Raw genomic sequence first — 19217 nt, forward strand, 5'->3', positions numbered from 1 at the left:
GGTTACGCCTCCTTAAGTGGTCTAATCACAGCACGAACAGGACTTCCATCAGCATCCTTAAGTGGTAAAGGCAAGGCAATCAGCTCATAATCACCTTCGGCAACACGATCGAGCATGAGATTTTCTAAAATGTATATTTGGTGACGGTATAAGGCATGATGCCCCTCTAACTCCTTGCTATCAAGCTCATCAACTGATGGAACGTCGACCCCGATCAACCGAATGCCTTTTTCACTTAAATAAGCTGCACCATCAGCTGTTACATATGGAATGCTTTTTGGAAAACGATCAGGTCGATTAGGAACTGACGTTTTCACTAGCAAACGGATGACCCCGTCTAAATCGATCTGGCTAAGGGCACATTCATCTATTTTGTTAAATGAAGAAAGATCCACCACTCGTGCTTTACCGATAAAAACATCCAGCTCTAAATCCAAAATCTTCTCTCCATCATTAAGGAAATGGAACGGTGCATCAACATGAGTACCAGAATGGAGACTCATCGTCATTTGCCCGATATTAACGGAGCCTGTTTGTTCCTTGGAATATGTTACTTTATAAGAAAAAGGGGTATCACCAGGCCAATGGGCTAGTGTTTTGTCCAAAGGTTGTGAAATATCAATCCAATTCATTAGGCGACTACCTCACGTTCATTTTTAAATTGTTGATACCGTTCTTCTGTCATAATCGTCTTAAGGATTTGCACGCTGTTCCACACTTCCTCAAACGTATTATAAAGAGCGACCGGTGCTAAGCGAATACCCTTTGGATTACGGAAATCAGGGACGATCCTTCTGCCTTTAAAGCTTTGCAAATTCTCGCTGCTTCTTTGTGCTCTAAATAAAGGTGGCCACCACGCTTATCATCCTCAAGTGGATTTTGAAACGTAAACTCGAAATCAGCTAACTCATGTTTGATCAAGTCCATCATATATTTCGTGAGCTTGAGTGATTTTTTGCGAATATTTTCTATTCCAGCTTCCTCAAAAATTTCCAGAGAACCAATGATCGGAGCAAGGCTCAATACATGTGGTGTCCCTATTTGAAATGCACCAGCATTCTTTGCTGGAGTTAAGGTATGATCCATGTCAAACTGTGTATCCTTGCTCGAACTAAACCAACCAGCTAGACCAGGGTGTTGGCCGAAATGTCGATTGTTTACAAATAAACCGCCGACCCCGCCAGGACCACCATTCAAATGCTTGTAATTACACCAAAAAGCAAAATCCACATCCCACGCACTCAATTGATGAGGGATTGAGCCAATGGAGTGACACAAATCAAAGCCAATGACAATCCCACGCTTATGTGCTTCAACCGTCAATCGCTTCATATCTAAAATTTGTCCGCTTCGATACAAGACACCAGGTAGAACAATGAGTGCAATCTCTTCAGTCATTGCTTCAATAATGTCGTCTTCTAGCAATGTATGACCATCGCGACTCTTTACTTGAACTAAATGCACAGCTGGATCAAACCCCTTTAGTCGAAGCTGACTTTGCAGTGCATATATATCACTTGGAAAGTTCAATTCGTCCGCTAATATTTTTCGTTTTCGTTCCTTTAGTTGATAGAAGGTGCTTACTAGTTGATGAAGGTTAACAGTTGTCGATCCGGTTGCTATCACTTCCTCTGGTTTGCCGCCAACAAGAGGAGCCATCCTTTGACCAAGCTCTTCTGATAGATAAAACCAAGGATTCTCTCCTTTAGTCCAGCCATCAATACCGTAATTTTTCCATGTGTCTAAAAGGCTAAGTACTGACTTTTCTGCCCGCTTTGAAAGTAAACCTAGTGAATTACCGTCTAAGTAAATGCTATTTTTTTTGAGGTAAAACTCTTCACGGAAATGAGCAAGTTCATCTTGATCATCAAGCTGCAGTGCATACGCTTTTGCGTATATATTGTCTCGTTCTGTCATATCGTGTTCCTCCCCATCATATTTCTCATCTTAAATTGAATTGTATATGGTCGTTGACATTGTGTCAATGACATGATGTCAATACGTTGTAAAACAGAAATAGACCTTGTAAAATGGGAGTAATAAGGTTTTGAATGGGAGTGTATACAATTGGAAAAAGAACTGACAACAAGAGAACGCCAAGCAATTAAAACGCGAGAAAAACTTCTAGAAGCGGGAAAAGAGATATTTTTAGAAAACGGTTTTCAGAAAGCAACGATAACGCAAATTATTAAACGGGCGAATACTGGATATGGCACAGCTACGTTTATTTTAAAAATAAAGATGACCTTCTAATTATTCTAATGGAAGAAGTGATGGGAAAGTTCTATCAAGTAGCTGAACGCATCTATCAGCCTAAAACGAAGGAAGAAGCCCGGCAGCTGATCTCGGAGCAAGTCCGCTTATTTTTAACGTGTGCGGTAGAAGAAGCGGCGATGATGAAGGTGGTCAAGGAGGCGATAGGTAGCTCTCCAGAAATCGAAATGAAATGGAATGATATTCGCGAACGCTTTATTGAGAGGATTTCAATCGATATCCAGTTCTCACAAAACAATGGCCTTGCCACACCGACATTTAATCCGAGCTTAGTGTCTCGAGGCTGGTTTTACGCAAACGAAATGTTTATGTGGAACTATGTTATGGGTGAGGATCGCTTTTTGATGGATGATGTGATTTCTCATCTGACGGATTTGTATATGGATGGGTTATATATTTAGAAACGAATGAACGCTCGAGCTTTCTTATTTACAATCTTTTGATCACAATGAGAATTCTGCTATAGCTTTAGAATATGCTAGTCTGCATTTGAAATCTATGCAGGTGATTCACTTGAACAAGTAATTCCACTTTTTTTCGCATCAGGGTTATCCGTTCTTTCTCTGGAATATTACATATTCTTTTTGTTTCAATAAAGAGAACTATGTTATATATATAGATATTGATTTTTTGTTAATTTAAAGGAGGATACTGGTATGAAGTTAGTAAAGTACCAAAATGGAGATGACTTTCGCCTTGCTGCACAAGTAGACAGCAACATCATAGATTTACAAAAAGCTTATGAAGAAAAGTTAGTTTCGCTTGGTGACGAAATGGCCTCTGAAAAAGCTAAAATTATTGTTCCAGATCAGGTAAATGAATTTTTTAAAAGTGGAGAGAAAGCAATGGATGCTGCAAAGGAGGCACTTGCATTTGTACTTGAAAGAGAGGACACATCAAATGCTGTCTTTTCTGAGGAAAGCGTTAAAATTGGTGCTCCTGTACCTAATCCAAATAAGATTATATGTGTTGGTCAAAATTATCGGGAACACATACTAGAAATGAAGCGTGAAATTCCGAAGTATCCTGTTTTATTTGCGAAGTTTGCCAATGCTGTTAGTGGGCCAAAAGATAACATCCCATTGTCGCCGATTACAGAGAAGTTAGATTACGAAGCTGAGTTTGCTGTTGTTATAGGCAAAACGGCAAAGGATGTACCATTGGATGAGGCTTTAGATTATGTTGCTGGTTATACAATTGTGAATGATGTCACATTGCGAGACTTACAAAAGCGAACACTTCAATGGCTACAGGGGAAGTCAGCTGATGGTACTTTACCTATGGGGCCATGTCTTGTTACAAAGGATGAAATTCCTGATCCTTCTGGTTTAGAAATTTCGTTAACAGTAAATGGTGAAGAGAGGCAGAGATCAAATACTAGTAATCTAGTATTTAGTGTTCCTCGTATAATTGAATATATATCGTCAATTATGAAACTAGAGCCTGGGGATGTCATTTGTACAGGAACGCCTGGTGGTGTGGGGGTTGCAATGGATCCACCAACATTCTTACAAGATGGTGATGTTGTTTCTATCACCGTTGACAAAATAGGAACGCTAATAAATACAGTTAAAGCTGTAGAAAAAGAAAAAGTAAAAGAGTATGCGACGCAAATTAATGAACGAATTAATAAAATTGTATCTCTAGTTCAGGAACAAGAGGAGAAAGTAATCAAATGGAAGCCTTCTAGTGAACAGTGGTCGATTTTACAAATTGCATCACATGTCGAGGAAGCCAATCGTTTTTGGCTTCAGGAGTTAAGACGGACCGTAGCCAATCCAGAAATTAAATGGGGACGAGGACTTAATCATCGAGAAAGACTGGCAGCAGTAGAAGAGAGTAATTTAAAGGAAATAGAAGTTGTGATAGAAAAAATCCGCTCGTTTAAAACGACTATTCGTCAAACACTTGTTGGCTTAAATGACGGAGACTTATTAATCGAAGCAATACATATAAATCCAAAGTTTGGAACAAAACGGCTATCTTTATTGCTGGATCACTTTATGGTAGAGCATTTAGATAAACATGTTTCACAAATTGAAAGAAACATTAACGATTATCATACCAATCAATAAACTTAAAATTAGTAACTAATGACTATAATGAAAGTTGTGTAGAGATCCTATTTAACCCTCCTGTTATCGTTTTTAGACCCTCAAATCATTTAAGGAGCGTAACTCTTAAATGATTGAGGGGACGTAGAAGGATTGTTTCTCGTACTTTTGTCAGGTTGTAATGTTAGTAACTAGCGATAATTAGTTATAGTGTAGAAATGAAGATAAAGCTAAAATGACCGTAGATACATTAGATATAATGGTGGCTTGTACATAACAAACTAGGGAAAGAAGGAAAATGAATTAGATGGCTGATAAACAAGGCAGACCTTTATACAAAAGGACTTGGTTTCGAGTTGGTCTAAGTCTGATGCTAATAAGCTCCTTATCGTTAAGAATTTATTACGAAACCAATACCTTTAAAATAAATAATGTGCAGTTCGAGAGTAGTAAGCTCCCAGAGGACTTCCAACTAAGGATTGTACAGCTGACAGACGTACATAATAAAGTATTTCCAGATCAGAATCAGAAACTCCTAAAAGAAATCAAACACTGACGCCGATTTAATTGTCTTTACTGGAGATTTGATTGATCGAAAGACGGTAGACACGACCGATGCCTTAACACTTGTCGATCAAATCACAGCTATCCATGATCAAGTATTCTATGTAACGGGTAACCATGAATGGGAAAACGGTATTTTCAGTCGTTTTATGGCTGATTTGGCAGAGCGTGGTGTGACAATTCTGCATAATCAAAATGTAACATTGTCATATCGAGGAATTGATATTCAATTAGTAGGTATTGATGATGCATCGACAGACCATGAAAATTTAGTAACAGCATTCGAGGGGATTGATGAAAACCTTTATACAATATTACTTTCTCACGCCCCAATCGTGACAAAGAAATATGAGAACGTTTCAGCAGATTTGATTCTTAGCGGCCATACACATGGGGGACAAATTCGATTACCATTTGTCGGAGCGGTCATTGCACCTGATGATGGGTTGTTCCCTAAATTAGATAAAGGAATATACCTACTTGGTGAAGAAAAGTATTTATATATTGATAGTGGTTTAGGTACTACGGGTGTCCCACTGCGACTGCTTAATCAGAGTCAATTTAGCATAATCGAAATTAACTAGCAACACGATTAAACGATCATTTAAAAAATGACTTGTGAGATTTGGCGAAAGCAAATGCTATAGTGGCAACAGAGAATCAGCACTTTAAGGATGTCATTTCAGAATAAGTCGACATTATAACCCAATTCGTAAATTTAGCTATATACAAGGTACAGAGTTATAAGAACAAATGGAAAATAGTAGTTTCTCAATTGGGAAGTAAAAAGACAACGTGTATTAAGTATTTCTAATACACGTTGTCTTTTTTGATTCATTCTATGTTGCTTTCATTGATCTAAATTGTATTAGAAGCTAAAAAGACATAAAGAAAATAGTTTAGAAAAAGATTAGATTTTTTTAATGAAAGGATAGATTTGGCGGTTAATCTGAATATGAAGAGAAAAATAATGGAAGGTGTGGAGAAATGAGAAAAGGAATCGAAAGTTATGCAAAAGGAACCTATCAATTTCGCTGGTGGATTGTAGGTGCTTGGGTTTTATTTGTTGGGGTTTGTGCGTTTTTTGCGATGCAAATTAGTGATTTACTTACTGGTGGAGGATGGGCTGACCAAAAGTCAGACTCTAATCAAGCATATGAATTAATGATTGATCATATTGACGGTCGTGAAGCCTCCTCTTTAACGCTTGTTTTGACACATGACGAACATGAAGTCGGCTCTGATGAATATACAGAAATGCTTCAATCTGTTTCAGAATTACTTGCAGCTGAAGAAACGATCGACAGTGTGAACACATGGAATGATGTATCAGCAGAGCTCCAAGATCAGTTTTTAGGTGATGATGGGCGTACAAGTATTGGGTTTATCGGAATGAATATTGACGAAGGATTTGCTCAAAAGGTGTTGCCAGATATTCAAGACCGTGTAGTTGAGTTTGTCGAACCTAATGGTTATGAAGCATTTATTCTAGGTGCACCAGCATTTTGGGGTGAGACGACAAAACTAAGTCAAGAAGGCTTGGAGTTAGCTCATTTATATGCCCTACCAATCATTTTACTTGTTTTGTTACTGGTGTTTCGTTCAGTCGTATCTTCGACAATGCCATTACTTTTAGCTGGATTTTCAATTATCTCCTCTTTAGGTGTACTTTACTTTGTTGCTGAACAAATCGAGCTTTCGGTATTTATTTTAGACGCAGCTCTTATGTTAGGAATTGGTGTTGGGATTGATTTTGCTTTAATCTTTGTTAAACGTTTTAAAGATGAATTAGAAAATGCAGATAATCACGTTATTGGAGCATTGACGAATACCTTTCAACATGCTGGACACGCTATTTTATTCTCAAGTGTGACGATTATCGGCTCAATGGCTGCCATTCTTCTTACTGATATTGCTGCTGTTCGTTCAATAGCTTTAGGAGTTATGACTGTCGTTTTCTTTTTAATGGTTACAACACTTACATTGTTACCAGCTCTATTATCGATATTAGGTCATAAAATAAATGCTTGGAGAATTCCTTTCTTTAAGAAGAAACCAAATGAAGTGGAAAAAGGGGTCTGGTATCGCTTTTCACATAAAATTATGCGACGTCCTGTGCTGTATTTAGTAGGTACTGTTTTCTTTTTTCTCATTATCGCATTTCCTGCATTGGAAATTGAAGTATCCACACCAGATGCACGTATGCTTCCAGAACATACACAAATCCGGCAAGGTATTGACTATTTGCAAGATGAATTTGGAGTAGGCTATGCTTCACCGATAAATGTCGTTATTCAATCTGAGGAAGAACCATTAACTACAAAAGAGAATTTACGTCATCTTGAAGAACTGGTGAAACAGCTAAAATCGATTGAAAATGTCGATGAAGTTTCCTCTATTCTTTCTTATTTTCCAAATATGGATCGTGATATGATTCATTTAGCATTATCCGAGCAAAGGGGTGATTTTCCAGGAGATGTTTCCCTCATGCTAAATCGTTCATTGAGTGAAGAGGCAGAAGTTGCCGTTATTGATGTAATTACGAATGATTACTCATCAAGTGAAACAAATAGACAAATTGTGAAAGAGATTAGAGATATCATCGGTGAATCATCGCTTTCCTTGCAAATGTATGTAGGTGGTGAAACGGCCGAAGGAATGGATACTTCCGCTTCATTAAATCAGGCGTTAATACAAGTTTTACTATTTACTTTAGTGTTAATCTTCATTATTTTAACCATTACGTTCAAAAGTATTTTACTACCACTTAAGGCTATTATCATGAACATTTTGTCATTAGGTGCAACATATGGGATACTAGTAGCAGTATTCCAGTGGGGTTGGGGTTCTAGTATTTTAGGGTTTGGAGATTTTGGTTTTCTGCAAAGTTTTATTCCAATCTTGTTATTAGGATTACTCTTTAGTCTAAGTACGGATTACGAAGTATTTTTGCTTTCTCGTATTCAAGAAGAATATGAAAATGGCCATTCAAATGAAGAGAGTGTTGCACGAGGCTTCAGCAAACAGCTCCGATGATATCCGGGGCAGCTCTCATTATGGTTGTTGTCTTCGGTTCCTTTGCTTTTGCCGGTGTTTTGCCGATGCAACAGCTTGGACTAGGAATGGCAGTAGCGATTGCTTTAGATGCGACAATTGTTCGCTTACTATTAGTTCCGGCAACGATGAAGCTATTAGGTGACTGGAACTGGTGGTTTCCAGGTAAAAGGAAAAATCGAACTCGTACGATCACAAGTAATAGAGAAATATCTTAATATAAATGGACACCCTGCAATGGGTAAGAAATCTAAGGAGGACAAAGATGTCAATACGATTTAAATTAGTCATTTCATATGTATGCATGATTTTATTACCCATTGCTCTAGCTATCTTATTTTTGCATTTGTTGTTTCATTTATTTGTAGGGAATATCGAGGAAATGAAGGATCATTATAACGTCGAAAAGACTTTCTTTGCTGAAGTTATGAATGATGATCTTCCAATCTATTTAAACTTGCAAAATCACGCAAAAGAAGAACCAGAGTTATTTCGTAATGATTCATTTTTAGCACAATATAAAGAACAGCTTGATAAGAGAAAGGTAATTCTTCTCGTTTGGGAAGATGAAGAAATGATTTATCAATCGGCGTTCATCGATGATCACGTTTTTTCCGAATTGCCTAGTGATGAAGAACGAAACCAGCAGGGAGCCTTAAAGGTCGATTCAGGAGCATGGGTATACACGATGAATGATTTCTATTTTGCTGATGGTGAAAAAGGATCTTATATTTTGATGCTTGACGTTGATCCTATTGACTCTTTTATCCGTATAGTCGTACCGACCTAATCATACTATTCTTGCTTGCATTTTTGCTAGCAAATGGGGTACTAACAGCAATCGTTTCTAAGCATATCATTACTCCAATAAGAGAGTTACAGAAAGCAACAAATCGAATTAAAGACGGTGATTTGCAACAACCGGTAACGGTAAAAAGGAATGATGAGATAGGAGATTTAAGTAACGATTTTGAAGAAATGCGTTTACGACTAAAGGAATCTGTTGAAAAACAGGCAAAGTATGAAAATAACCGAAAAGAGTTAATGAACAACATTTCACATGATCTTAAGACGCCTATCACTTCAATAAAGGGTTACGTTGAAGGGATATTAGATGGAGTTGCTAACGATCAAGACAAGCTTGAAAGATATTGCAAAACGATTCATGCAAAAGCTGTTCATATGGATCGCTTAATTGATGAGCTGCAATTATTTTCAAAGCTGGACTTAAATAGTGTCGTTTTTCATTTTGGAAAACTAGAAATAGTTAGTTTTTTTAAAGAATTGCTAGAGGAAATGAAATTAGACTTTGAAAAGCAGCAGATCGATGTGATACTCGATAATCGATTAGATCAGGAAGTTTTTGTAAAAGCTGACCGTGATAAAATAGAGCGTGCTCTTAGAAATATTGTGTCTAATAGTATGAAGTTTTTAGACAAAGATCGAAAAGAAATTATCATTTCAATAGAACGGATAAATGAGTACATTCAAATCGTAATCAAGGATAATGGTAAAGGAATTAAAGAAAAAGATTTACCTTTTGTCTTCGATCGCTTTTATCGTGGTGATTGTTCGAGAAATACTGAAAGTGGAGGTAGTGGAATTGGTTTAGCCATTGTGAAACAAATTATGGAGGCTCATGGCGGAACCGTGTCTATCGAGAGTACGTACGGTTTTGGTACATCATTTTCTATAATACTCGATACTTGGGAAGAAAGTGGGGATTCACATGACGAAAATCTTAATTATTGAGGATGAAACGAGCATTGCAGAGCTACAACGAGACTATCTTGAGATGAATGGTTTTGAAGTAACTATGGAACACGAGGGGGAGTCAGGCTTAGCAAATGCAATAAAAAATGATTATGATTTAATCGTTCTCGATTTGATGCTCCCAGGTATGAGCGGGTTTGACATTTGTAGGGAAATTCGTAAAGTGAAAGAAATTCCCATTTTAATGGTTACCGCCCGAACGGAAGAAATTGATATGATTCGTGGTTTAGGTATTGGGGCTAATGACTATATTAAAAAGCCATTTAGCCCGAGTGAGTTTGTCGCACGTGTAAAAGCACATTTAGATCGTTACAGTCGTTTAAATAATGAAATTAGTTCAGCAAAAGATGAAATTCGTGTTCGGGAATTGGTGATTGATCGATCAGCTAGGAAGGTTTATGTAAATCAACAACAAGTTCACTTTCGTGTAAAAGAATTTGATTTACTATCGTATTTAGCGTCACATCCCGATCGTATTTTCACGAAAGATGAACTATTTGAAACGATATGGGGGATGGATGCGTTAAGTGACAATGCAACGGTTACTGTCCACATTGGGAAAATTAGAGATAAAATTGCCCGCCATTCAAGGACATGACTACATCGAAACGATATGGGGTGTAGGGTATCGGTTTACTTTATAGGTTATAAAAACGAAACGAGGTGAATGTAATGGCTACACGTTTGAAGAAAATAGCAATGACCGGTTTTATGGTAATAGGTGTCGTGTCGTTTTTCCTTATTGTTATTGGCTTATATTTAGATATAAGTCGTTTTGATGAGACGAGTGGTGGTTATGAACCCCTTATGAGAATTATACAGGTGAACCAATTGACTTTGCTGCTCTTGATCAATCAAATGAAGGAATTATTGGCAGAGGTTATATTATGGATTTTCATTTGAACTGCACAACAGGAATGATTTCCTTTGAATTATACAACCAAAATATAGACTATCGAGTCGTGTCTGAAAGGGCAATCGTCGTGCATAAGCCGAGAGAAGCTTGTATGGAGCGTGGCTTTTCTCCAGAGTTTTAATTCATTTTTCAAATAACTTTAATCTGTTGGGATAACAGGATTTACTAACGCCGCAAACTTAGATTTCAAAATAACATAATATAAAGATACACCTCTAATACTATATAAAATTAAAGACAAGTGATTAGCTAAAAGCCGAAAACGTTGTTTAGAAGAATTTGACGATGCAAAATCCGATTTATTGGACTGGGGTTTTCATAGAGGATATGAAACAAAGAACTTGCGGAAATTGGCTTACTTTTCATTAAAGGAATTTTTTGAAACACATAAATTTCATATGGAAATTAAAACAGACAAACAATCGTATAATGTTTGGGCTAAAAATCCGATTACACATCCCTTGGCATCAAGGGATAAAGGTTTTGATAGAGTGGATTGCTCAACTGATTTATCTTCTCTTGAACCGAAGGATATTGCAAAAATGGTAATGTATGTGAATGACAATGCCACGAACAGTTTTATCCAACAAATTCGCAGAAGGTTATCAATACTTGAAAGACCGTTAATGACCGCAAGAGGCGATGGAAAAAGCTACATTTACGCCAACTTCAATCCGAAGTATGCTCAATACGCATTAACCATATTAAGAACATTCTACAATTTTTGCGAAACTTATAAGACAGCCGATGGGAAAGAACTTACACCAGCCCAAAGGTTAGGCATTACAGATAAAGTTTTTCGAATTGAATGATATTATTTATCTAAGATAACTTATTTAATAATTAATAAGTTAGGGATAGGAGAGAGATTGGATGTCTAATATAAAAAAATATCATAGGGCTTTTGGAGTATATGGTATCTGTGTAGAAAATGAAAAACTCTTAGTGATAAATAAAAATGGTGGTCCTTATATTAATCGTTTTGACCTTCCAGGAGGAAGTTTAGAAGATGGGGAAACCCTATCTCAAGCAATGAAAAGGGAATTTTTTGAAGAAACGGGCTATGAAATTAACATTGAAGAAAACATTGGTGTAGTTGATTTCAAACTTCCTTGGTTGTGGAAGGAGTTCACTGATATACATCATATAGCTGTATTTTATTCTGTTACAAACATTGGCGGAAAGTTAAGTATTCCAGAACAATTTGATGGACAAGACTCGCTTGGGGCATTATGGGTATCTGAGAAAGAAGTATCTTTGGACAATGCTTCACCATTGGTTTTAAAAGCATTTGAATGGATAAGAACAAACAATTTAGGTATTGATGCTCAAATATTTAATGATTGGAAAGTCTTAAAATAAATGGGATTTTGCAGCTCTCACTTGAAGAAGACATTTTAAACAAATCATAAAAACCTTGGAGATAAATCCAAGCGTTTTTATGTGCTAAATATCGTGCTATTTTGATTGTGAAATTCTGCAAAATTGATAAGTGAATTAGACCGATTTTTTTGGTTTTCTCCACATTATCTGAACTACTTAATTGTTTCCCTCTCCTTTTTTTCGTGGGTTTAGATTTCGAATCATGATTACAGTGCCTTATAATTAATAGTGTTGTGTCACTCTTTTTAGGGAATAAAAAATAAAGTTTATATTAAGCTTATATAATGTTTTAAAGGTTTTATATTTACAGAAATTGGGTATTTTTAAAAGGGAATTAGGACTATCATTCCAATTGGCCAGATAAAATGCAAATGTCGATCCCCTTTTATTTATTTTTAAAAGAATTGTAATTGATACCGTGAAATTATGGGCGTTCCTTTACTAAAAGTATGGGAGACTTTGTTATCGAATCATTCCATTGAGGTAAGAGAACAAACGGATGCTTATTTTCATACAACTTTACACCATTCTAGCAATGTCTACTAAAAATGGATAGGTATGAAGTCATGAGAAAAAAAACGAGAAATCGAGAGATTTACCTTTCTATATAGAGGGAGGTTAGTGTTCTTAAAAACTGAAGTTAAATACATTATATTTTAAGAAAAGAGCGATTTATTCCTTGTATGGTAGTGATTGTAATGTTGATATGGATATTTATTTGGACAATGGACACTTGGAAGACCTGAAAAGTGGCATTGAAAGTTTCGCAAATCAACTTGGTAAGAATGAGTTTATTTGGGTTACTGGATATGAAACTGAAAATACTACGCACTTCTTTTTCTTCAACAAAAGATGCATTTTCTTTGTTAATAAAAATGAATTTAATGTTAAACTAAAGAAACTGATATTTCATTAAGAAATGATTAAGAGATTGCTCAATGATAAGTGATAATTAATCAAATATTCAAAAATTTGTATTGATTTGATCAAAATCAAATGTGATAATATGGTAAATAATAAAATGCAATGAAAAGAAGAGTAAATCAACCTAATTCTTTACAGAGAGCTTCGATAGCTGAAAAGAAGCATTGAATATTTGGGTCAACAACTCCTTGAATTATGAACACCTTAGAATTGCTTCTTCAACTAAATGGAAGCTTTTCTGGAACAAGTAGAAACGCTTATTCCACTATTGGAGCATACAGCATATTATTAGACGAATATACGAACTGCCCAGTCTAGAAAAAAGAAGCCCTTGATCCTCTATAATGATGAGGAACAGGGGCTTCTTTAGCTTATGGTAGGTTCAACGATGTCTTTTCTTCGGTAGACACTTAAAATTAGTCCTAGCACGGTTGAATAAAGAAATAGCATACTTCCCCCATAGCTAATAAAAGGCAGTGACATTCCTATGATTGGTACAAAGCCAAATCCCATCAGAATGTTCCAGAACGTCGGGACAGCGAGAATAGCAACTCCCCCAATAATTAACAATCGTCCATAGGGATCCTTCGTCCGAAAGGCGTTCGTTGCGAGGTGCCAAAAAAATAACAAAAAGGATACAACACAAACCAATTCCGAATACCCAACCAAGAGAGTGGACGAGATAAGGAAACACGAAATCAGTATGTGCAGCTGGAAGAGTTTGACCGAGCTGATTAGATAGTCCATGACCAAACCAGCCTGCTTCTGACAAGACACTATTAATGATATTGTAAATGTACCCGTAGTAAGAATCGGCCTCAGGATTTAGAAAGCCAGTTAAGCGGCTTAAGCGATAGGGGGAATTGAGTAAAATCCATACAAAAACCATCCCCATTGCTAGATGAACTAGCGCAAAACGAAAAGCAAGAGCTTTCTTCACAGATGAATACATGATCATGAAACCGATTGAAAATAAGTAAATGATAGTCAGTTCTAGGGAAGGCAACATCATATAAATAAAAACAGGTAACCAATATAGTCCAACGAGAAAAAGCTGTTTCCACCAACTGCTAAATTTATTTACGGACATGAGTAGGCCAGCCCAAGCAAGAAAGAATAAGAGTAGGGTGAGACTTGCGCTTATAGAAAATTCACCAAGTGCGATCCCTATAATTCTGCCATTTGATAGTGTTCCATTAAAAACGGTATAAAGCAGAAACAGAAATGCACTGCCATAAAAGTAAATCCATAGCTTCTGTAATTTCCGATAATCAAAAAAGAGAAAACTGAGAAGAATGAGCATGGCAAACACGATTAAAAGCGCTTGACGGTTAACTAAATGGAAATAGGCATTGGACTCCCATACCCCTCCAATTAGTGCTAAAAAGCTAGCCCCCACAAGCATGAAAAAAATTGTGATAATTACCCAATCCATCCTAGGCTTATGAATCTTATTCAGATCATCCCCAATCGTGAAAGGATTCCCCATAGCTTCTACCGCTTTCTTTTCCGCTTCCTCTCTGTTTATTTCATCCTTTTGAAATGTTTGACTAAGCTCCTCGAGATGGTGGGTCAGTTCTTTTATAATCATTCCATGAGCTTCTTTTGATTTTACTCTTGAAATCACTTTGTCTAGAAATGAGTTGAAATTGGACCGACTCATAATGAAGCCTCCTCTATTAGATGCTTAAGAGATGTTCGTGTAAGACTGGATTCTAGCTTTTGTGCTGCTAGAATTTTGCTACCTTTGTTTGTGAGCGAATAATATTTCGTTTGTCTACCCTCTTCCTCAACCCATGTGGATGAAAGAACACCCCTTGATTCAAGGAGGTGAAGAAGGGAATAGAGCTGACCTTCTTTGTTTTTAAAGCAATCATCATTCAGTTGAAAGAGATACGTGGAAATATCAAAGCCATTTCGTCTTTCTTGTTGAAGAGATGCCAAGACATGGTACACAGTTTGTTCGCTCCACATATGTAGCTGTCGCTTGGAACGTTGATTATGAATCGCGTCTTTCACGGTCTTTTTTCGATCCTCTGAAAATGAGAAATCGTTGAAAACAGTTTTCTTCATGGACTCTTTTAGCTTACTGAAAGGATCATTCATCGCAAATCCTCCTTCATTCGTTCTTTTAATAATTCTTTTGCGCGCTTTAATCTTGTTTTTAATGTATTCACATTAACCCCTGTCATCTTGCTAATCTCTGCTAATGTAAGCTCTTCGTAATAATGTAAAAATACGACTTCCCTGTACGGAATGGGGAGAGAGATCACGCTATCAGCTAATTCTTGCTCTTCGCTATTCTTGACAATTTCTTCTTCAACTTGTCTTGATTTTGATGGGATGATGTCGAACACCATGTCTGTTAAACTGATTTTCCGGTAGTGCCAGCTGCGTATGTAATCCTTACAATGATTTATGGCAACACGGTATACCCACGTCTTCAAGGATGAATGATTATTGAATTGATCTAGCTTCTGATAGCATTTAATGAAAATGTCTTGCGTTAAATCCTCGGCAGTTGCATGGTCCTTCACATATGTAAAAACGAGGTGCACAATCGCATCACTATACTCGTCCATTAAATGATCTAGCATTTGTTCACGTTCATTTATCGTTGGTGCAACAATCGCATCTTGCTCGATTTCGTTCATTCATGTATCACCTCTTCCTACATTTTAGACGGAACCGAATCCATAGTGGTTTGGAAAAGCAGAAAAAATTTTTTAGGAGTAAAACCCACTATCCTGTAGACATCAATAATAGGCGTGATAACTGGTTATAAGATTTATAAAAAAGGTTTTTGATAATTCTAGCATGTAGTTCAACTACTTATTTGGGGAGTTGGGAAAATGATAAAGGCGGTCTTATTTGATTTAGATGGAACTTTGTTAAATCGAGATGAGTCAGTAAAGAGATTCATAGATAATCAATACGAGCGATTAAATAAATGGGTAGGTCATATCAAAAAAGAGAAATATATTTCAAGATTTATTGAACTCGACAAGCGTGGATATGTTTGGAAAGACAAAGTATATCAACAATTAACTCAAGAATTTCATATTTCTGGCATAACTTGGGGAGGATTGCTTCAAGATTACATAAGTGAGTATAAGTATAACTGTGTTCCTTTTGATAAGCTAATTCAGATGTTGGAAGAATTAAAGAGTAGAAATTTTCTATTAGGAATGATTACAAATGGGTATGGACAATTCCAAATGGATAATATTAAAGCTTTAGGAATTGAAGAGCATTTTGATGTGATATTGGTTTCTGAATGGGAAGGAATAAAAAAACCTGACCCCAAAATATTTAAAAGAGCCTTAGAACAAATAAATGTATCACCTAAGCAAAGCGTATTTGTAGGGGACCATCCTAAAAATGATGTAAAAGCCGCTCAAAATGTCGGGATGAGAGGAATTTGGAAAAAGGACTTTCAGTGGGGCAATGTTCAAGCAGATTTCACAGTTAGTGATTTAGCAGAACTACCATTAATCATAGAAAATTTAATCGAACAAAAAGTTGAATCTTGTTAAACTAAAGGGAGCGTTTCTTCAAGAACGAGAAGTGCCTCGTTTTCTTGAACTGTAAAAAGGTATAGACTATTGAATTATCCTGACTTGTCAAAGGGGAAGATATGCTAATGAATAGATGTGTTTCAGTTAAAGACATTAGGGAAGATATTTTGAGACAATTACTAGTTTGTTTGGTTTTAGTATTATAGAATCACAACAAATTGAGTTAGGTTATAGAAATATGAAGTGGAAGTTAAAGACTAATGTAGGTGATTTGTTTGTAAAGCAATATAATAAAATTCGATATCCTGATCATATGATTCAAGGATTAGAAAATTCCCTAAGTCATCAATCCAATCTATTTAATGAGGGTATCCCTTGCCCTCAGCTTTACTCATATAAAGGAAATTATGTAATAAAAACTATATATGGTGAGCGTTTTGTATTAATGGGATTATGTGATGGAAAGAACATAAAGGCAGGAAAAGTAACCCAAGATCAAATGTATAGTTTAGGTAGGGTCATTGGACAAATGCATACGGTGCTAAATTTTAGCAGTACAGATCACCCTCGACTTCACTGGGATGTTCAGTCGAAGGAAAGAATGCTTGAGAACTGGAGTAAAAGATGGGACGAAGCGGCTGATTTAAATTGTAATAAACTACTTACTAATCTCGAAAATCAAAGAAAAATATTAGAGAGAAATAATATAGATATTTTCTCGGAATGTGAAACAGGTTGGACACATTGGGATTTATTTGTAGACAATATTTTATTCAATACAAATAGTGTATCCGCAATTCTTGATTTTGATAGAATGCACTATGTTTACCCTGAGTTCGACATTTCAAGACCCTTATTATCTGGTTGTATAAATAACGGTGAGATTCATCTTGGTAAAGTGTCTGCCTTTGTTGAAGGTTACAGAGAATATCAAAAACTTTGCAATCAAAAATTAGTCCGTTCAATAAAATTAACTTGGTGGAAAGAAGCATCATGGTTAAGAGTAGAAAAAGAAGAGACCTCAACCCCACTAAAAAGATTTGTTGAGGAGAACATTTGGGTTGCTGATAACTGGAATGACTTAGAGAATATTTTTCTTGACATAAGCTATGACAAATAGCGAATTTGTGAATCTTAACTGTGCATAAATGCGTGTGTCTCCGTTTTTTCATGACCGAGTAAACTCTGAATGACATCGATTGACGCCCCATTGTTTAATAGTTTATTCAAAAGGATACAAAAACCACCAAACAAAAAAGGGAATTAATGTTAAAATAGTGAAGTGATTGTTCAATTATCGTTAGTGCAAGAAGAGTTAGGTAATAAAGGATAAAAATACGGGGGAACCAATGCATAATTCTGTAAATTACAAAATGTGGACTGTTTGCATGATTCAAAATGAAGACAAGGTTTTACTACTTGACAGGCAACACGACAATTTCAAAGGATTTATTCCGCCTGGGGGCAAAGTTGAATTTCCGGAAAGTATAGTAGAAAGTGCAATTAGAGAGGTAAGAGAAGAAACTGGATTAGAAGTAAGCAACCTAATTTATAAAGGTCTTTATGAATATGTAAATCCAGTTGCTATGGATAGATATATGATTTTTAATTACATAACAAAAGATTTCAGAGGAGAAGTACTTAAAGATTCACCGGAAGGAAAGGCAGTTTGGGTAAATATAAAAGAGGCATATGACTTACCAATGCAGGATTCAATCAGAAGAAGATTCCCTTTATTTTTTGAAGATGGAACATTTGAAATTCAAGTTGAATGGAATCAAGCAGAAAATAAAAGAGGGAAAAGTGACTATAAAGAAAACATAAACTAAAAACGTTGTGGAACTAACAGAGTGTTAGAGTTGAAGATAAAGACGGATCGGCAGCTCTTTTCTTTATTGAAGTAACGGAGAAGGATAGTGTTCAGTTAGAATTCTTTTGTTGGAGTTGAGGTACATGGGAAAACATTTAGTTATTAGTCGCATATTAGAGAATTTAATAGGGGCGAGCTTTTCAATATCAATCTTTTTTATAATAATGATTAGTAGTAGTGGGTTTAATTTGTTTGAATTCCACAACTTGATTACAACACCAGCGATTTGGGCTTTATTTTTTGGTTACGGATTAATTAGTTCCATTATCATAGATTTTATTGGAAAATTCATTCCTAATTTTTCTTCTATTAAACAAATATTGCTTTATATTTTGTTCGGATATCTCATTTTTTTGATTTTGATGCCAATCGAATACGTATTGATTGCTGGAACAGTAGGTGCTTTTTTCTCTCTCCTTTTTTTACTTGGTAAAGAAAAATTAAAACCATTAAAATGGTATAGCTGGATTGTATTCGTTGTACCACTTGTTTGTTTTGTGATGATTCCCTTTGATCATACAAGTAAAGTCGGTTGGAATGAAGTGACAGGAGATAAATTTGTAGAGGTTGAATACGAATATTTTAATGGAGAGCATTTGATACCCATTCATGGACAGCAAGGTGAACAAATTTACTTTGACGAAGAACATCATTTTAGCAATGGAAATAGTTATGGCATATCTCTTTATGATGAAAATGGTGATCATGTAGGGATGAATGAAGAAAGTAATGATGTATTAAGCGTGGAATTTAAGAAGGCAACGACAAAATATATTGTTGTTAGAGCTATTAATGGAAATCAAGGACAGTTTCAGGTGAAGTGGTGGAAGGAAGGGAAGACTGAGCCTGATTGGAACTAAGTGAATCTCAAACTAAAGGGTGCGATA

The 19217-nt window shown here is 36.1% G+C and carries 13 protein-coding genes and 9 pseudogenes; 17 read left to right on the plus strand and 5 right to left on the minus strand.

The window, feature by feature from the left end:
- Positions 1-2 precede the first annotated feature (2 nt).
- Positions 3-632: an arylformamidase gene (gene kynB, locus JCM19034_RS04140; RefSeq protein ID WP_062047556.1), complete on the minus strand. Its 630-nt coding sequence runs from the start codon at positions 630-632 to the stop codon at positions 3-5.
- Positions 632-1917, minus strand: a pseudogene (kynU, locus tag JCM19034_RS04145) (kynureninase). The gene kynB and the pseudogene kynU overlap by 1 nt, the downstream one beginning before the upstream one ends.
- Positions 1918-2067: 150 nt before the next feature.
- Between kynU and JCM19034_RS04150 the strand changes: the two are divergent.
- The 13 genes and pseudogenes from JCM19034_RS04150 to JCM19034_RS21535 all read left to right on the plus strand — a co-directional run.
- Positions 2068-2675: pseudogene (locus tag JCM19034_RS04150) on the plus strand (TetR/AcrR family transcriptional regulator).
- Between the two features lie 255 nt (positions 2676-2930).
- A pseudogene (locus tag JCM19034_RS04155) lies at positions 2931-3863 on the plus strand (fumarylacetoacetate hydrolase family protein); the annotation flags it as partial.
- Between the two features lie 45 nt (positions 3864-3908).
- On the plus strand, positions 3909-4349 hold the full coding sequence (locus tag JCM19034_RS22810; protein ID WP_269431664.1) for a DinB family protein: 441 nt from the start codon (positions 3909-3911) through the stop codon (positions 4347-4349).
- Between the two features lie 563 nt (positions 4350-4912).
- Positions 4913-5476 (plus strand): metallophosphoesterase, encoded by a 564-nt coding sequence (locus JCM19034_RS04160; RefSeq protein WP_231686803.1) that lies wholly within the window; start codon positions 4913-4915, stop codon positions 5474-5476.
- Between the two features lie 505 nt (positions 5477-5981).
- Positions 5982-8164: pseudogene (locus JCM19034_RS04165) on the plus strand (MMPL family transporter).
- Positions 8165-8211: 47 nt separating this feature from the next.
- Complete coding sequence (locus JCM19034_RS04175) at positions 8212-8736, plus strand: hypothetical protein (RefSeq protein WP_062047561.1); 525 nt, start codon at positions 8212-8214, stop codon at positions 8734-8736.
- A 23-nt stretch (positions 8737-8759) separates the two neighbouring features.
- Entirely contained in the window at positions 8760-9698 is a 939-nt protein-coding gene (locus JCM19034_RS04180) for a cell wall metabolism sensor histidine kinase WalK (RefSeq protein ID WP_062047563.1), read from the plus strand.
- A pseudogene (locus JCM19034_RS04185) lies at positions 9676-10363 on the plus strand (response regulator transcription factor). The gene JCM19034_RS04180 and the pseudogene JCM19034_RS04185 overlap by 23 nt, the downstream one beginning before the upstream one ends.
- 28 nt (positions 10364-10391) lie before the next feature.
- Positions 10392-10622 (plus strand): hypothetical protein, encoded by a 231-nt coding sequence (locus JCM19034_RS04190; RefSeq protein ID WP_062047565.1) that lies wholly within the window; start codon positions 10392-10394, stop codon positions 10620-10622.
- Entirely contained in the window at positions 10607-10756 is a 150-nt protein-coding gene (locus JCM19034_RS21530; protein WP_156323868.1) for a hypothetical protein, read from the plus strand. The genes JCM19034_RS04190 and JCM19034_RS21530 overlap by 16 nt, the downstream gene beginning before the upstream one ends.
- 130 nt (positions 10757-10886) lie before the next feature.
- A pseudogene (locus tag JCM19034_RS04195) lies at positions 10887-11466 on the plus strand (insertion element protein); the annotation flags it as partial.
- A 42-nt stretch (positions 11467-11508) separates the two neighbouring features.
- Complete coding sequence (locus JCM19034_RS04200; RefSeq protein WP_062047568.1) at positions 11509-11997, plus strand: NUDIX hydrolase; 489 nt, start codon at positions 11509-11511, stop codon at positions 11995-11997.
- Positions 11998-12432: 435 nt separating this feature from the next.
- A pseudogene (locus tag JCM19034_RS21535) lies at positions 12433-12528 on the plus strand (nucleosidase); the annotation flags it as partial.
- A gap of 780 nt (positions 12529-13308) precedes the next feature.
- Here JCM19034_RS21535 and JCM19034_RS24610 read toward each other — a convergent pair.
- From JCM19034_RS24610 to JCM19034_RS04220, 3 genes and pseudogenes are all read right to left on the minus strand, one after another.
- Positions 13309-14605: pseudogene (locus tag JCM19034_RS24610) on the minus strand (FtsW/RodA/SpoVE family cell cycle protein).
- Positions 14602-15048 (minus strand): PadR family transcriptional regulator, encoded by a 447-nt coding sequence (locus JCM19034_RS04215; RefSeq protein ID WP_062047574.1) that lies wholly within the window; start codon positions 15046-15048, stop codon positions 14602-14604. Before JCM19034_RS04215 ends, JCM19034_RS24610 begins: the two are co-directional and overlap by 4 nt.
- Positions 15045-15596, minus strand: coding sequence for a sigma-70 family RNA polymerase sigma factor (locus JCM19034_RS04220; RefSeq protein ID WP_062047576.1), 552 nt, complete (start codon positions 15594-15596; stop codon positions 15045-15047). The genes JCM19034_RS04215 and JCM19034_RS04220 overlap by 4 nt, the downstream gene beginning before the upstream one ends.
- A gap of 198 nt (positions 15597-15794) precedes the next feature.
- Here JCM19034_RS04220 and JCM19034_RS04225 point away from each other — a divergent pair, with 198 nt between their 5' ends.
- The 4 genes and pseudogenes from JCM19034_RS04225 (at position 15795) to JCM19034_RS04240 (ending at position 19190) form a co-directional block, all read left to right on the plus strand.
- Positions 15795-16478, plus strand: coding sequence for an HAD family hydrolase (locus tag JCM19034_RS04225; RefSeq protein ID WP_062047578.1), 684 nt, complete (start codon positions 15795-15797; stop codon positions 16476-16478).
- A 166-nt stretch (positions 16479-16644) separates the two neighbouring features.
- Positions 16645-17580 (plus strand): phosphotransferase, encoded by a 936-nt coding sequence (locus JCM19034_RS04230; protein WP_062047580.1) that lies wholly within the window; start codon positions 16645-16647, stop codon positions 17578-17580.
- Between the two features lie 229 nt (positions 17581-17809).
- Positions 17810-18284, plus strand: a pseudogene (locus JCM19034_RS04235) (8-oxo-dGTP diphosphatase).
- A 129-nt stretch (positions 18285-18413) separates the two neighbouring features.
- Positions 18414-19190: a hypothetical protein gene (locus JCM19034_RS04240; protein ID WP_062047583.1), complete on the plus strand. Its 777-nt coding sequence runs from the start codon at positions 18414-18416 to the stop codon at positions 19188-19190.
- The last annotated feature ends 27 nt before the right edge of the window (positions 19191-19217 follow it).

The sequence above is a fragment of the Bacillus sp. JCM 19034 genome, from assembly GCF_001310635.1.
Lineage (GTDB): Bacteria > Bacillota > Bacilli > Bacillales > Bacillaceae_D > Halalkalibacter.